We start from the raw sequence: 16,161 nt of genomic DNA on the forward strand, positions 1-16,161 counted from the left end.
TTATTATGTTCAAATTTATAAAAGGTCATTTAGAAAGTATTACGGGTATAGAAATATACCCAATGATATCACTTCTTATTTTCTTTATTTTCTTCGTCGTGTTATTCTATTGGGTATTCACAGCTAAGAAAGATTATATAACCACTGTTAGTAATATACCATTAGACAACCAAAACGATACCGAAATATGAGACATTTAATCCCATCATACATTAGAGTACCTGTAATGTTTTTCGCCATTGCCGGACTTGTAGAATACTTTGTAGATTCAGGAGATCAGCCAGCTTTTATTGAGCAGCCTATTATCTTACTATTTTTACTTTTAGTCTTAATAGTCCTTATAGCTATTGAAGGTATAGTAAATTCATTAGATAATATTCTTTTTCAAAGTTTAGATGAAGAAGGTAAGAAACGTTACATAGCATCTCAGACTAAAGTTCCTCAGTTTACGAAAGTAAAGGCATTTTACTCAAAATTAGTAGGGAAGCATAAACCTATTGAAGAGGAAGGTGAAATTATACTAGACCACAATTACGATGGCATTAGAGAATTAGATAATAATTTACCGCCATGGTGGGTTTACTCTTTCTATATCTCAATAGTTTTTGCAGTGGTTTATATGGTACGTTATCACGTTTTGGATGCAGATAACCAAATTGTAGAATATGAAATGGAATATGCAGAAGCTAACAAAGCTATTGAAGAATATAAGAAAACAGCAAAAGGTTTAGTAGACATTAATACTGTAGAATTGCTAACAGAAACAGCCGATTTAAATGCTGGTCAAAAGATTTTTGAAGCCAACTGTGTGGCCTGCCATATGGTAGATGGAGGTGGTGGAATTGGACCAAACCTTACAGATGACCATTGGATTTTAGGTGGAGGTATTAAAAATGTTTTTAAAACGGTTTCTGAAGGTGGTCGATCTGGAAAAGGAATGATTGCCTGGAAACAAAGTTTAAAGCCTCTTGAAATGGCACAAGTAGCAAGTTATGTGTTACAGTTTCAAGGTACAACACCTGCTAATCCTAAAGATGCGGAAGGTGATATTTGGGTCCAAGAAGGGTCAGAAAATACTAAAACAGAAGCTACAGAAGATAATAGCAATACTGCTGAAGAAGTGGTTGAGACTGTTGAAAACGTGGTATCTAATAATTAATTAGAAGTTACAAGTAATGGAAACGCCAGATAATGAAGTTTTTAGAGACTCAATTGGTACAATTGATGAAGAAGGTAAACGTAAGTGGGTATTTCCTAAAAAACCTTCTGGGCCATTATATGAGAAGCGTAAATTAGTAAGCTATTTCTTATTAGCATTTTTACTAGTTGCACCATTCATAAAAATTAATGGTAATCAGTTTCTATTATTTAACATATTAGAACGACGCTTTAATATTTTTGGATTTCCGTTTTGGCCTCAAGATTTTTACCTCTTTGTGGTATCTATGCTGATTGGTGTTATATTTATAACGCTATTTACAGTTGGTTTTGGTCGTGTGTTCTGCGGATGGATTTGTCCACAGACCATCTTTTTAGAAATGGTCTTTAGACGTATTGAGTACTGGATTGATGGCGACCGAAACAAACAAATGCGATTGGCACGCCAAAAATGGGACGCGGAAAAAATTAAAAAAAGACTCTTAAAATGGTTTATCTTTTTAGTAATTTCATTCATAATCGCTAATGTATTCTTGGCTTATTTAATTGGAGGTGATAAACTCATAAAATATATCACCGAAGGTCCTTTAGAGCATACAAGTACCCTAATTCCCTTACTAATATTCACTGCTGTATTCTATTTTATATTCGCGTGGTTTAGAGAGCAAGTTTGTATTATAGCCTGTCCTTATGGACGTTTGCAAGGAGTGCTTTTAGATAATAAATCTATCGTTGTGGCATATGATTACAAACGAGGCGAAGCTGAAAATGGTAGAAAGAAATTTAGAAAAAACGAAGATAGAGAAGCATTAGGTCACGGAGATTGTATTGATTGTTCTCAATGTGTTAATGTGTGCCCAACCGGAATAGACATTAGAAACGGTACGCAGTTAGAATGTGTTAATTGTACAGCCTGTATTGATGAATGTGACCATATTATGGAAAGCATTAATCTTCCTAAAGGCTTAATTCGTTTTGCTAGTGAGGATGAAATTGAGAAAAAAGAGCCTTTTAAAATAACGGCTCGTATGAAAGGTTACATGGCAGTTCTCACCATTTTAATCGGAATTTTAGCGGGTATGTTATTACTGCGTAGTGATGTTGAAGCTAGAATATTAAGACTGCCTGGACAATTATTTGAGCATAAAGAAAATGGTATTATTAGTAATGTTTACACCTTTAAACTTGTTAATAAAACCTCTCAAGAAATTGATGATATAACCTTTAAGCTTAGAGGTTGGGATGGAACCATAAACGTAGTGTCTACTTCAGACACGTTTAATGTAGACGCTCAAGGTATAGCAGAAGGCACCTTATTTATAGAATTAAAACAAAGTGATTTGTCTGGTGATAAAAATGAAGTGATGATAGATCTTTACAGTAATGGTGAAATTATTGAAACCACATCTGTAACGTTCTTAGGACCAAGAAGTTTTAATTAAAGTAGACCTAGCAGGTTTCAAAAACCTTGTAGGTCTTTAAGAAACAAATGCTTACACTGCTAAAAAAGCAGTCCAGAACGCGATAAAACCCTGAATATAATTCAGGATAAAAAATAATGAATTATGAAAATAAATTGGGGAACAGCAATCGTCATTGCATTTGTATGTTTTATTTCATTCATAATGTATTTTGTAATCACTATGAGTACGGATACAAAATACGAGCATGATTTAGTGATTGAAGATTATTACGGACAAGAGCTTCAATTTCAAGCTGATATTGATCATGAAGAAAATGCAAACCATTTAAAAACGAACGTTTTATTGAAAAAAACTAATGATGGCGTAATCATTACATTTCCAGAAGATTTAGATATTCAAAATATAACAGGTACAGTGTTCCTATACAGACCATCTAACAAACAATTAGATTTTGAAACAACGATTTCATTGTCTAACCACAATTTGCTCATACCTGACAAACGTTTGTTGGATGGTCGATGGAACATTAAAGTAGACTGGAAATATAACACAAATTCTTATCTCTTTAAAAAAGAAATTACCTATTAAATGTTAGTATCGGCTCTCATACTAGGATTATTAGGAAGTTTGCACTGCGTTGGTATGTGTGGCCCTATTGCCTTTATGTTGCCAGTAGATCGGTCTAATTCATTTAAAAAAGTAAGTCAAATTGGTATGTACCATTTTGGTAGATTGTTGGCTTATAGTATTATTGGTTTAGTTTTTGGCCTTGTTGGCAAAAGCTTTTCTCTTTTTGGCATACAACAACAGCTCTCTATTATTATTGGAGTTTTAATGATTGTTATTGTGCTTTTACCACACCATATTATTGGTAAATACAACTTATCAAAACCACTTTACAAAGCTATTTCAAAAGTAAAATCCTCTTTAGGCAAAGCCTTAAAAAAGAAAACAGCAGACACGTTTTTAACTATTGGATTTCTCAACGGATTTCTACCCTGTGGTTTAGTTTATATGGCCGTTTTTGGAGCGGTTGCAACGGGTAGCTTATTAGAAGGCAGTTTGTATATGGTGTTATTTGGGATTGGTACTATTCCATTAATGACTTCGGCCATATATTTAGGTAAGTTTTTAAACACGACTATTAAACAACGTATTCAAAAAGCCATTCCTGTGTTCGTCGTAGTTATTGGTTTATTATTTATACTACGTGGACTCGGTTTAGGAATTCCTTACCTCTCACCTGCTCCAATGATAGAAATGACTTCTAGTGCTATTGAGTGTCATTAAAATATAAATAGATTCCTACAAAATGGTCTAATTATTGATATATTGGCATTGTTTAATCAGCACTTATAAATCAATCAAAACCATGAGATATTTTCTATTCCTATTCCTTTTTAGTTTTTCAATTTTAGCGGCAAATGCACAAGATGCAAGTGTAGAACAATCTACCTATGGCATACAAGCTGGTTTCTTAGGGGTTTGGGGACATTATGAATCTAAACTATCAAATTCTATGGCCCTACGAAGTGAATTGGGCTTAGATGCCGGCATTTACAGCAATAGCTTTATTGGAACAAGAGAATTTTTTTTAGTCCCAGCCCTTACGCTAGAACCTCGTTGGTATTACAACCTTAATAAAAGAGTTTCCAAATCTAGACGTATAGATGGTAACAGTGGTAATTTCGTTTCAATTAAAACCACGTATCATCCGGATATCGTAATAGGGTCTGTTGCTGATAATTTGAATTTTATTAGTGATATTTCTATTATTCCAACTTGGGGAATTAGACGTCATGTCGGTCAACATTTCACTTATGAAACAGGTATAGGAATAGGATACATCCGCTATTTTAAAGAAAAGAATGTTTATCTAAATGATTACGACGGTCTTATTTTAAACCTTCATTTACGAATTGGATATCGTTTCTAAAAAAAAAACGCCAAAGAAAAATATCTTTGACGTTTTCATAGACGACATTAAAACACTAACTAATAATATCGACATCTATATTTTAAAAGTCATAACTGGTAAGGTAGAGTGATTTGCAATATCTTCTGAAACACTACCCTCAAAGAAATGTGCCAATCCTTTTCTTCCGTGTGTTGCTACAGCAATAAGGTCTGCACCAATAACATTAGCAAAATTAAGAATACCTTTTTCTATGGAATAATCCGAAACCACATTAATATCATCTATATGCCTCAAGTCTCCATCAGCCTTTTCCAAAAAATGAGACACACGCTGGTCTATTTCCGAAGAACTTCTAAAGCTACCATCTGGTGAATTTACATACACCAAGTGCATAAAAATTCCGAGCGAATTAAAAGTGTCTTTTGCTTTTAGGTATGGCGCAATCGCTTCTTCTGAAAAATCACTAGCAAAAACACCATTTTCAAAATCCATTAGAATGGGATTGTGCTTTATAACCAAAACAGGCACATCGGCATACCGCACCACTTTTTGTGTATTAGAACCAACTAAAACCTCTTTTATACCACTAGCACCTTGCGAACCCATAACTATAAGTTGAGCATTATTTTCGGTGGCAACCTTGTTGACTTCGCTCCACACTTTAAATTGCTTCACAATAGGATGCACTTTAAGACCTTCTAAATAGGGTTTATCTAAAAAATCGTCAAACTTTTGCTCCGCAAGTTTTAAATAATAAATAGCTTCTTGTTGTAATGATTCATTTGCAGATGAAACAATTGCATTAGACAATTCTAACATATGCAAAACAATAAGTTCAGCCCCAAATTTATGTGCTATCCCAGCTGCTGCTTCGAGCGCAAATTCTGAATGTTCTGAAAAATCGACTGGAACAATAATTTTATTCATGTCTTTTGATTTTAGTAATTTTTAATTGTCACATGCTGTTCGCTATTCATTAGACCATAAGGTGATTAAATTGTGAATAGGCGTGTTACATTTTTTTCTATATTAAATAGTCATTGAAAACAACTGAGTTTCAGGTTTCTTCCGCTGCAATAACAAATCGAAAGCCATACATATGTTTCTTATAAAAGCCTTCCCGTTTTCGGTTACGATTACTTTTTTTGATTCGAACTGTAGTAAACCATCCAATTCAAATTCTTTTAGTTTTATGAGTACATCGGGTAATTCATTAAATGTTAATGAGTCATCCTCCCAAGACGTTTCAAAATTACACATCAGGTTGAGGATGTGTTTTCTAATGATAAGGTCTTCCGTATTTAAAACATGACCTTTAAACACCGGAATTATATCTTGTTCTAACAGCTTGTAATACTCCTCATTCGATTTTACATTCTGTGCAAAACCATACCAACTATCACTAATGGAAGAGACTCCCAACCCAATCATAGCTTGTGTTTTAGATGCTGTATAACCCATAAAATTACGATGCAAGGTTTTATGTGCCATAGCTTTGTAAAGCGAATCACTTTTTAAGGCAAAATGATCCATGCCAATTTCAACATAACCTGCAGCTTCAAAATGCTGTTTTCCTGTTTCGTATTGTTGACGCTTAGATGCTGGTGTTGGTAAATCGGCTTCACTAAAACCACGCTGTCCGTTACCTTTTATCCATGGCACATGCGCATAACTATAAAATGCTATACGATCTGGCATTAAGGCTTTTGTTTTAGTAATGGTTTCAATCACGTCGGTTTCGGTCTGAAATGGTAAACCGAAAATAATATCATGTCCAACAGACGTATATCCTATTTGTCGCGCCAAATCTGTAGCACGTTTTACGTTTTCAAAAGGTTGAACACGATTAATGGCTTTTTGGATACTCAGATTATAATCCTGAACTCCATAACTCACACGTCTAAATCCTAAATCATATAGGGTCTGAAGATGTGCTTCTGTGGTATTGTTGGGATGACCTTCAAAACTAAACTCATACCCTTCTGCCAATTCAGAGGATTCTAAAAGTCCTGAAATTAATAAATTAAGGTGCTCTGCCGAGAAAAAAGTTGGTGTACCTCCACCTAAATGTAATTCTTTAATTACTGGTTTAGACTCCAACAACGCTAAGTACAAACTCCATTCTTTTAAAACCGCTTTAATATAAGGAGATTCAACTTCATGACGTTTAGTAATGCGTTTATGACAACCACAAAAGGTGCACAGACTTTCGCAAAAAGGCAAATGAATATATAAGCTTAAGCCTTCAGTAGCATTACTCTCAATAAAAGCACGTTTTAATGATGCTTTCCACCCTTCTAAAGAAAAAGATTCTAAATCCCAATACGGAACCGTAGGATAGCTCGTATAACGAGGTCCTGCAACATTGTATTTGTGGATTAATGACTGACTCATACCTATTTATTAGCTTTCAAAATTAGAGTTAAGTGACAATAAAAAATATGATATTTATCATACGGTAATAATTTTTAGTTTATCAATCACACGTTACTTGCATTAACGCAGTTATATGATTAATTTTACTTAAAATAAAAAACATCATGAAAAGCTTAAAATTCGTATCCCTATTAGTTATTGTTAGTTTAGTTTTTACATCTTGTAAAGACGAGAAAAAAGAAGGAGAAATTAAAACAACTGAAACTGTTGAAAACACCATTACATATGTTGTTAAACCTGAAGCGACCAATGTAAAATGGACAGCTTATAAAACGACCGATAAAGTACCAGTAGGTGGAGAATTTGCAACGCTAAATTTTGAAGAAAAAGCAGGTACAACACCAGAAGAGGCTTTAAATAATTTAGAATTTTCAATTCCGGTAAGTAGTTTATTTACTAAGGATGAAACTAGAGATGAAAAGCTAAAAACGTCATTCTTTGGTGCGATGTTAAATCCTGAATTATTAAAAGGAAAAATTAAATATGCCAACAACGCGTATGTTGCTGAAATAACAATGAATGGAGTTACTAAAGACTTACCTTTAGAAGTGAGCATCACCGATGAAAGACGTGTAAGCATGAAAGGCACCATGGATCTTAAAGATTGGGACGCATTAGGCGCATTAGAATCTTTAAACAAAGTGTGTTTTGATTTGCATAAAGGTGCTGATGGTGTGAGTAAAACGTGGGAAGATGTCGCTATTGAAGTGAGCACTTTTTTACGTGACAAGTAAACTACTATTATCTTTCATTACTAATAGTCTCATCTTAAATAGTATCAAATGAATTAATATTAATTGTAATTGAGCACTTGAAGCATTTTTTACTTCATTAATTTGTACCCAATGTTAGTCGTCTTAATGCTATAAACCATAGCCAATAGAGACGGATTATAACACTGTTAAACATATTAATTCCAACTAAAAATTTGAGCATATCATGAAAAATTTAAATGTAATACTATTATCTTTCTTAATAATCTCTGTAGCAACAGCTTGTAAAGACACTAAGAAAGAAACCGACACCATGCCGGAAACAGAAACTGAAGTTATAGAAGAAAACGTTGATACCACATCCAACAAATTATCAGTAACCTTATCACCTAAAAGTGATAGTAACATAGAAGGAACTATTAACTTTACAGAGACTAATGGCGTGGTTAGTATGGTTGGTACGGTTACCGGATTAGAAGAAGGAGGACACGCGATTCATATTCATGAAAAAGCCGATTGTTCAGCAAACGATGGTTCATCCGCTGGAGGCCATTGGAATCCCACAGCACAGCCGCATGGCGCTTGGGGAGCAGAAACGGGGTATCATAAAGGGGATATCGGAAATTTAACAGCAAATGCCAACGGACGTGCTACCATTACAAAAACAACAGATGAGTGGTGTATTGGCTGTGGCGATGAGACTAAAGATATTTTAGGAAAAGCAGTTATTGTACACATTGGTGTCGATGATTTAACATCGCAACCTTCTGGTGACGCAGGCGCACGTATTGGTTGCGCAGGAATTATACAGTAAACAATATAGACATATAAACACTAATTAATTGTTAGAACAATTGCGGTGATTCACTTCCCCATTTCTGCGAAAACTTCTAAATAATATCGCTATTTAATGGAATTAGAACTACTGGTAAAACAGTTTCAAGATAAAAATCATACGGCTTTTGAAAAGCTATATGGCATGTACCACAAAAGTATACATGGAGTGGTTTACAATATCGTAAAAGACACGGCTATTGCCGATGAGTTGATGCAAGATGTCTTTATAAAAGCCTGGCACAAAGCCGATACCTACTCGTCAAAAAAAGGACGTTTTTTTACGTGGATTTTAAATATAGCGCGCAATGCAGCTATAGATAAAACACGTTCTAAAGCGTTTAAACAATCAAAACAAAACCTCAACACTGATTATTTCGTAGATATCATAGCCAGCCATGATAACTTAGACAACAGTACGGATGCCATTGGTATTAAGAATTTTGTAACACAATTAGGCGAAAAATGTAAAGCCGTTATTGAGCTCCTTTATTTTAAAGGATTTACGCAAAAGGAAGCTTCGGAAGAATTACAAATGCCAATAGGTACTATTAAAACAAGAAACCGGAACTGTATTCAACAATTAAGAGATATGGTATTGTAATATGGATATTAAAGCATACATAGAATCAGGTATTTTAGAGCTATACGTAGCTGGTAAACTTTCTGAAACAGAAAACGAAGAGATCTATCAACTCCTAAAACAGTACCCAGAGCTGTTACAAGAAGTTATAGACATAGAAGGAGCTGTAGTTAAACTAACCGCAGCAGTATCACCAAGAGCAAAAGGTTTTGAGTCTATTGAGGCAAGACTAAAGGCTGACGACACTAAGGTTGTAGAATTACAACCGAGAGCCACTAGCTGGATAAGCTACACAGGTTGGGCAGCCGCTATTTTATTAGCTGTAGGTTTATTTTGGACACAAAGTTTAAATACCGGTCTAGAACAAGAATTGCAAACTGCTGATATAGAAAACCAATATCTCGAAACACAAATAGAAGATGCCAAAACCGATTTGGTAGCTACTAAAAACCTATTGAATGTTATTAGAGATAAAGACATCATTGCAGTACCACTTGGTGGCCAAGGAAATTATGCGTCTAGCTTTGCCAAAGTGTATTGGAACAAAGCTGATAATACTATTTATTTAGATGCAGAAGGGCTCCCAGACGCACCCGAAGGAAAAGTATGGCAAGTATGGTCCTTAACCTTAAATCCCCTTACACCAACAAGTTTAGGAACTATAGACGACTTTAATACCGACGACAATAAAATCTTTACCATTGTCAACGTTAACGAAAGTCAGGCCTTTGGTATCACTTTAGAACCAGCAGGAGGAAGCACTTCTCCAACAATGGATCAATTATATACACTTGGTGTCGTAAATACTGAGTCTTAAATAAAAAACATCTTATTTTGAAAACCACCTTGTGACCACTTGGTGGTTTTTTTATGCGTTACATTCGTAACTTTACGTATAGACATTCGAATTGTTTTGGTTAGCTTTACGCTATAGAATAGCTATTAAATTATCTTATCCCGAAATAATTCGGGATATCGGTAATGGCAGTTATTATATAACGAGTTGCCTACAATATAAAAATCGAAACTAACAACAAAAATGAAAGGAAAAACAATATTTATCATAATTAGTATTATAATACTTTTATTGATTGGTTGTTTTTATGCTTATATCAATGCACTTGGTTCAATGTGGGTACTCAATAAGCCAGACGAAAGTCCTTATTTCGTAACTACTAAATCAATAATTATTAAAAATATACCATTGCCAAAAGGAACGAAAATCACATATAAAAAACGGTATTTCTGGGAAAAACACAAGCAAAATAAATTACTAAATGAAGAGAATGTTACTGATATTTCTTTTATGGAAGGAATTACAATAGATTGGGGAGGAGTACCGATAACTTCTATTCATAAATTTTTTAATTCAGAAATGAAAGGGTTTTCTGTTTATGCCGATTTCGATAAGTTGAATAAAAATAATAAAACACAATTCTCTAATCTATGGTTCAGTTGTAATAATAATTTAGGAATAACTGTAGAAAACACAAATGATTGGTCTTTTAACAAAAAAAATATTTTGGATATCGAATCTTGTGGTGTAAATAACCAAAGGTATTTTAAGGAAGATAAAAATCAACAAAGGTTTTTAGATGAATTATATAGTCAACTAATGAAAATAAAAGATTAATAAAAAAATACTGACAGGCAACAATGTGTATAATTCATTGCTAGTTAAAGCCTACTTACGAAAGTCCTCGCAGACTTTTATCTATGATTTATTTGCTAACTTTAGTGCTTAAACACGCCATTAATATTATACAACAACGTTCTACACAATTATGAAAAACAGAATCTTATTATACATTTTAGTTTCAATTTCTATATTTAGTTGTAAAAAAGATATAGCTGAATTTAAACCTACCAATCCTTTTGAAAATACTCTAGTTATAGAAAAACAATTCTTTGATTTAGATACGCTAACCAACCAGGTAATCACGGGAGAAAAAGGGACAAAAATATACTTCAATCGAGAAGATTTTGACATTAACGAAAATGATAAAGTAACTTTAGAATTAAAAGAATATTACAATCGATTAGAGCTGATTTCCGATAATTTAAATACAATTACCAACAAAAATGAACTGTTAGAATCCAACGGTGTGATATATCTCAACTTAAAAGTAGGAGATAAAAAAATCAATTTAAAAAATGATAAAAAATTAAAAATCGAATTTGCACAAAAATTCAGAAAAGGAGACAGAATTTATAACGGTGTTATGGATTCATTAAATCAAATTACTTGGATTGATGATAAAGAGACACATATATCATTTCCTGTATTTGATTCTGTATCAACAAGACAATTTGGTGGAGTGGAGACTTATATGAATAAAATAATATCAATCGATTCTTTAGATTATTATTCTCAGTTAAATATTGATATGTTATCGGATGAAACAACTGAACTTTATGTTATAAACTGGTGGGACTACCCATCTATTTTGATTAATGATTTAGGTTGGATAAATGTTGACAAAATTATAGAACCTGATGCAATTATCTCTTACGAACTAAACTTGAACCAAACAGAATTAGATAATGTCTCCACATTTTTGATTTATAAAGATTTAAACTCTTTTATCTCGGATTTTCGACAACCGAATAATTTAAAATTTACAGAAATACCAATTAAGAATAAAACATCTTTAGTCGTAATAGCTAAAAAAAGAACAGATATTTATGCAAACAGAATACTGTTGAATAAAAACACAATCGGCAACCTTGTAATCGAACTAAAAAAAACTGATTCTACTGAATTAGAAAGATTATTAAAAAAATAACGGTATACAACACCGTATCAAATTAATTGCAAGTAAAAGCCACTTTCGAAAGTCCTCGCTGACTTTCTTGGTCAGTAATTATTTGCTAAATTAGTAGCTTATACACGTAACTAATCCTATAGACACACAAATTGGCATTGACGAACAAACTAAAAAATAAAAATATGAACACAAAAATCAATTGGATTGTAGAAGGTTTAATCTTTGGGGTAATTATGCTAATATTCTCAAGCATTCTTGATTTAATCACTAATGACTTCACATTTGACCGTTTTTGGGTAAAAGTCTTAATTTGGTTAGCTGGTGGTTTAGTATATGGGTTATTGATGAAATTATTAAGAGATAGAAAAGCATCCAAGTAAATAAAGTTTCACTCACAGAATTAAGTTCAATACTATTAATAACACTGTACGCATAAGTAACTACAGACCGAATTTACTCAAACGCTAGAAAAGATAAATATGATAAATAACAGGTTAATCATTGCATTTCTTTTGATTTCAAATTTAGTCTTAACGCAAAATGAAAATGATATTAGACAATTCGATAAAACACTAAATCAATTTCTTAATGTAAGAGATTTTTGTATTTCAAAAAATGGGGATGAAGTGTTTTTTACTGTTCAAAGCCCTAATCAGGACATTTCTCAATTGGCTAGCATGAAAAAAGAACATAATGCATGGTCAGAACCAGAACTATTGTCCTTCTGTGATTCAAACCTGTATTTAGAACCATTTTTATCAGCTGATGGAAATCGCTTATTCTTTGCTTCAGACAGACCTTTAAATGATTCTATTAACGTTAAGAAAAACTTTGATATTTGGTATGTTGAAAGATATAATAACCACAGTGAATGGTCAACCCCAAAAAACATAGGAACACCAATAAATTCTGACTTAAACGAGTTTTATCCTACGCTTAGTGAAAACAATAATTTATACTTCACATTGGAGTCTCCCAATGGATTTGGAAAAGATGATATTTATTTTAGTAAATGGGAGAATGATAAATATTCAAATCCTATTTTATTAGATGAAAACATAAATAGCGACGGTTATGAGTTTAATGCTTTTATATCGAAGAAAGAAGATTTTATATTATTTTCAAAATACAATGAGGCTGATGGACAAGGAAGTGGTGATCTCTATATCTCGAAAAAAGATGTCAACGGAAAATGGAAAAAGGCAACTAACTTAGGCATTCCTATCAATACAAATAAAATGGAATATTGTCCTTTCTATGATGAAAAAAACCAAATATTGTACTTTACAAGTAAGAGAAGTAATATTAACTCAAGAAATTTTAAAAACATGTCCGATTTTAAAAAGCATATTAAAGAAAGTAATAATGGCTTGAGTAAAATTTATATGGTGCCATTAAAAATTAAATAGAAACTGTTGCCAAATTAACAAAACCTGATAATAGACCTATTTCCATATTAAAATTAAACCATTTAGAAAAAAAGGTGTCCAACAAACAAAATCTTTATTAAAATGAAATACGTTTTTCTAATAATCATTTGTTTTGGCTCACAACTTTTTGCTCAAGAAAGCAACGACTACTTAACGGCAACAATAATTGGCTCTGGCTCACCTAAATTTAATACAGAACGTTCAGGACCTTCTGTGCTAATAGCTTACAAAAACACTCTAATTTTGGTAGATATGGGAAATGGGACACAAGCCAATTTAAACAAAAACAACACTAAAATTAAAGACATTGACGGTTTCCTTTTTACACATCATCATTTAGACCACAATGAAGAGTTTATCCCTATTTTTATTCAATCACTGCTCGGAGGAAACAGCATAATTATTGCTGGGCCAAAACCTACAACAACAATGGTAAATAATAGTCTTAGTATATATGAAGAAGATATTAGCTATAGACTCTCAAAATCAGGAAGAAGTTTAAACGATGTTAAACCAAACTTCACCGCCATAAACTTAACAGGCAATACCCCTTTCTATATTGGAGATATAAAAATTAATTATGCACCTGTAAAACATACTATAGAAACGTATGCCTATCGTTTTGATGCAGGTGGTGAATCTATTGTGATTTCTGGAGATTTAACCTACTCAGAATCATTACCTGTCCTGGCTAACAATGCCGATTATTTAATAATGGACTCTGGTGGTGCTATTGAATTAGGAAAAAAAATAAAACCAACAAGAAACAACACCAATAGAAATAACTCTAAAACTAAAGAAAAAGCACATGTTAATTTAGCAGAAAGTTCTCAAATGGCAAAAGAAGCTAATGTTAAAAATTTAGTATTAACACATTTCAACTTTACAACTATTGATAAAGAAGCAACAACTGCCGAAATACGTAAAAATTATCCAGGCACAATTATATATGGAGAAGACTTAATGGCTTTGCCACTTAATCAAAACAGTGTTACAATCAAGGATTCAACTTTGAAGTATAGCTACCCTATTGTTGACACAGGAGTTCAAACTTTTTATTCTGACACAAAAGAAATTTCTAAACCATCTGTAGGAGACTCTTTCTACGGACAAGATGCCAACTACTATGGTAATCAGCCGTCATATACCAATAATGAAAATGGTACTGTAACGGACAATGTTACGGGTTTAATGTGGGAACAGGATATGGGAACAAAAATGACTCTCGAAGAAGCCATTCAAAAAGCAAAAGACTCTAAATTGGGTGGTTATTCTGACTGGAGAATACCCACAATTAAAGAACTTTATTCGCTAATTCAGTTCACTGGAAAAGTAAAAGGAGCTACAGCTATAAAACTATTTATTGATACCAATTATTTTTATCAACCTTTAGGGAATAGTAAAAATGGAGAACGAGAAATCGATGCACAAACTTGGTCTTCAACCGTATATGTAGGAAAAACAATGAGAAGTGATGCCACCATATTCGGAGTTAATTTTGTTGACGGAAGGATAAAAGGGTATCCAAAACACAAACCCAAATCTGGTACTGACAACAAAATGTATTTCCGTTTAGTCCGTGGAAATACAGCCTATGGAAAAAATAATTTTATAGATAATGGAGATGGTACAGTAAGTGATTACGCAACTGGTTTAATGTGGCAAAAAATGGATGATGGTATCGGCAAAGATTGGGAAGAAGCCCTAAATTATGCCGAAAACAATAAACTAGCAGAGCATTCAGATTGGCGTTTGCCCAATGCAAAAGAACTACAAAGTATTGTGGATTATACACGTTCTCCACAAACAACCAATTCACCTGCAATTAACCCCATTTTTGAGTCTACTGAAATCAAAGATCCTAAGGGAAATCTTGGACAATATCCATTTTACTGGACAAGTACAACACATTTAGATGGAAAAAACCCATACGCAAGTGCCGTTTACATCGCTTTTGGTGAAGCACAAGGCGAAATGAATGGTAGATTAATGGATGTTCATGGTGCCGGAGCTCAAAGAAGCGATCCAAAAAGTGGGAACAAAAAAGATTATCCTCAATATTTTGGACCACAAGGTGATGTTAGATATGTTTATAATTATGTAAGATGTGTTAGAAATATCAACAACGCAGAACATACTGAGACGACACAACAATCAGTTCCTAAGATTGAAAAGACACAGGAAAATCGACAAAAAAACAACAATCAAAGTTTAAAAAATACAGCGCCTTCTTTTGAAAAAATGCTGACAAATATGGATACCAACAATGATGGAAAAATTTCTAAATCAGAAGCAAAAGGTAAATTGAAAGATAACTTTGATAAACGAGATAAAAACAAAGACGGTTATATTACAAAAGATGAATTAACAAGAAGAAAACGATAAAAAATGATTTCAACACCGCATATAATTTAGTGCTAGTGCTAACCTACTCTCAAAAAATCCTTCCGTTTTTTATATTCGGTTTTTATTTACTAAATTAGTTACTTATACACGCAACTAATTATATACAAACAAGTTGATACGTATTGACTAACACACTAAAAAATAAAAACATGAAACATGTATTTGGATTTGGAATATCAATCTTATTTGTATTAGGCGGAATATACCTAGTTAATACTAAAGATACCTTTTTAGCAAAAACAGTAGGAATTGCCTGTATTGTATTTTTTGGAGGTATTATGATTTGGGCAATTTTCAAAAAAATAAATCAGAATAAACTAAAATAGAAGATATAGATCACTTAGTATATTTTAGCTCGAGTACAAATTTTCATGTAATGAAATAATTAAAAACTGAATTAGATACCCAATCCAATAGCTTGATGAATTGCTGACGCCATCGGAATTGAAAAATCTTAAGGAACAAAACTATAATCATAGGAACCTCAACAT

At 32.9% G+C, this 16,161-nt stretch carries 18 protein-coding genes; 16 read left to right on the top strand and 2 right to left on the bottom strand.

Features of this window, described 5'->3' with window-relative positions:
- Nucleotides 1–5: 5 nt before the first annotated feature.
- From HM992_RS16725 to HM992_RS16750, 6 genes are all read left to right on the top strand, one after another.
- Nucleotides 6–191: a CcoQ/FixQ family Cbb3-type cytochrome c oxidase assembly chaperone gene (locus HM992_RS16725; RefSeq protein ID WP_178983963.1), complete on the top strand. Its 186-nt coding sequence runs from the start codon at nucleotides 6–8 to the stop codon at nucleotides 189–191.
- Nucleotides 188–1,159, top strand: a complete 972-nt coding sequence (locus tag HM992_RS16730; protein WP_179320488.1) for a cbb3-type cytochrome c oxidase N-terminal domain-containing protein — start codon at nucleotides 188–190, stop codon at nucleotides 1,157–1,159. The genes HM992_RS16725 and HM992_RS16730 overlap by 4 nt, the downstream gene beginning before the upstream one ends.
- A 16-nt stretch (nucleotides 1,160–1,175) precedes the next feature.
- Nucleotides 1,176–2,600, top strand: a complete 1,425-nt coding sequence (ccoG, locus tag HM992_RS16735; protein WP_179320489.1) for a cytochrome c oxidase accessory protein CcoG — start codon at nucleotides 1,176–1,178, stop codon at nucleotides 2,598–2,600.
- Nucleotides 2,601–2,723: 123 nt separating this feature from the next.
- The gene (locus HM992_RS16740; protein WP_179320491.1) at nucleotides 2,724–3,170 is read left to right on the top strand and encodes a FixH family protein; all 447 of its coding nucleotides are present in this window, start codon (nucleotides 2,724–2,726) and stop codon (nucleotides 3,168–3,170) included.
- The gene (locus tag HM992_RS16745) at nucleotides 3,171–3,872 is read left to right on the top strand and encodes a sulfite exporter TauE/SafE family protein (protein WP_179320493.1); all 702 of its coding nucleotides are present in this window, start codon (nucleotides 3,171–3,173) and stop codon (nucleotides 3,870–3,872) included. It begins immediately after the preceding gene.
- Between the two features lie 82 nt (nucleotides 3,873–3,954).
- Nucleotides 3,955–4,518 (top strand): hypothetical protein, encoded by a 564-nt coding sequence (locus HM992_RS16750; protein ID WP_178983958.1) that lies wholly within the window; start codon nucleotides 3,955–3,957, stop codon nucleotides 4,516–4,518.
- Between the two features lie 75 nt (nucleotides 4,519–4,593).
- Here the strand turns inward: HM992_RS16750 and HM992_RS16755 are convergent, their stop codons facing one another.
- Both HM992_RS16755 and hemN read right to left on the bottom strand, forming a co-directional pair.
- A complete protein-coding gene (locus tag HM992_RS16755; RefSeq protein WP_178983957.1) occupies nucleotides 4,594–5,427 on the bottom strand; it encodes a universal stress protein in 834 nt (277 codons plus the stop codon).
- 102 nt (nucleotides 5,428–5,529) lie between these two features.
- Nucleotides 5,530–6,894: an oxygen-independent coproporphyrinogen III oxidase gene (gene hemN / locus HM992_RS16760; protein ID WP_179320495.1), complete on the bottom strand. Its 1,365-nt coding sequence runs from the start codon at nucleotides 6,892–6,894 to the stop codon at nucleotides 5,530–5,532.
- A gap of 146 nt (nucleotides 6,895–7,040) precedes the next feature.
- Between hemN and HM992_RS16765 the strand changes: the two genes are divergently transcribed.
- The 10 genes from HM992_RS16765 to HM992_RS16810 all read left to right on the top strand — a co-directional run bounded on the left by HM992_RS16765 (nucleotide 7,041) and on the right by HM992_RS16810 (nucleotide 15,996).
- Nucleotides 7,041–7,670 (top strand): YceI family protein, encoded by a 630-nt coding sequence (locus HM992_RS16765; RefSeq protein ID WP_179320497.1) that lies wholly within the window; start codon nucleotides 7,041–7,043, stop codon nucleotides 7,668–7,670.
- Nucleotides 7,671–7,875: 205 nt separating this feature from the next.
- Nucleotides 7,876–8,463: a superoxide dismutase family protein gene (locus HM992_RS16770; RefSeq protein WP_179320499.1), complete on the top strand. Its 588-nt coding sequence runs from the start codon at nucleotides 7,876–7,878 to the stop codon at nucleotides 8,461–8,463.
- Nucleotides 8,464–8,559: 96 nt separating this feature from the next.
- The gene (locus HM992_RS16775) at nucleotides 8,560–9,087 is read left to right on the top strand and encodes an RNA polymerase sigma factor (protein ID WP_179320501.1); all 528 of its coding nucleotides are present in this window, start codon (nucleotides 8,560–8,562) and stop codon (nucleotides 9,085–9,087) included.
- Nucleotide 9,088: 1 nt separating this feature from the next.
- Nucleotides 9,089–9,883: an anti-sigma factor gene (locus HM992_RS16780; RefSeq protein WP_179320502.1), complete on the top strand. Its 795-nt coding sequence runs from the start codon at nucleotides 9,089–9,091 to the stop codon at nucleotides 9,881–9,883.
- A 222-nt stretch (nucleotides 9,884–10,105) separates the two neighbouring features.
- Nucleotides 10,106–10,699, top strand: coding sequence for a hypothetical protein (locus HM992_RS16785; RefSeq protein ID WP_178983951.1), 594 nt, complete (start codon nucleotides 10,106–10,108; stop codon nucleotides 10,697–10,699).
- 151 nt (nucleotides 10,700–10,850) lie between these two features.
- Nucleotides 10,851–11,852: a hypothetical protein gene (locus HM992_RS16790; RefSeq protein WP_179320504.1), complete on the top strand. Its 1,002-nt coding sequence runs from the start codon at nucleotides 10,851–10,853 to the stop codon at nucleotides 11,850–11,852.
- A gap of 164 nt (nucleotides 11,853–12,016) precedes the next feature.
- Nucleotides 12,017–12,214: a hypothetical protein gene (locus HM992_RS16795; RefSeq protein WP_179320506.1), complete on the top strand. Its 198-nt coding sequence runs from the start codon at nucleotides 12,017–12,019 to the stop codon at nucleotides 12,212–12,214.
- Between the two features lie 99 nt (nucleotides 12,215–12,313).
- Nucleotides 12,314–13,243 (top strand): TolB-like translocation protein, encoded by a 930-nt coding sequence (locus HM992_RS16800; protein ID WP_179320508.1) that lies wholly within the window; start codon nucleotides 12,314–12,316, stop codon nucleotides 13,241–13,243.
- Between the two features lie 102 nt (nucleotides 13,244–13,345).
- Complete coding sequence (locus tag HM992_RS16805; protein WP_179320510.1) at nucleotides 13,346–15,649, top strand: Lcl domain-containing protein; 2,304 nt, start codon at nucleotides 13,346–13,348, stop codon at nucleotides 15,647–15,649.
- 170 nt (nucleotides 15,650–15,819) lie between these two features.
- Complete coding sequence (locus tag HM992_RS16810) at nucleotides 15,820–15,996, top strand: hypothetical protein (RefSeq protein WP_179320511.1); 177 nt, start codon at nucleotides 15,820–15,822, stop codon at nucleotides 15,994–15,996.
- The last annotated feature ends 165 nt before the right edge of the window (nucleotides 15,997–16,161 follow it).

This window comes from Winogradskyella helgolandensis (assembly GCF_013404085.1).
In the GTDB taxonomy this organism is placed as follows: domain Bacteria; phylum Bacteroidota; class Bacteroidia; order Flavobacteriales; family Flavobacteriaceae; genus Winogradskyella; species Winogradskyella helgolandensis.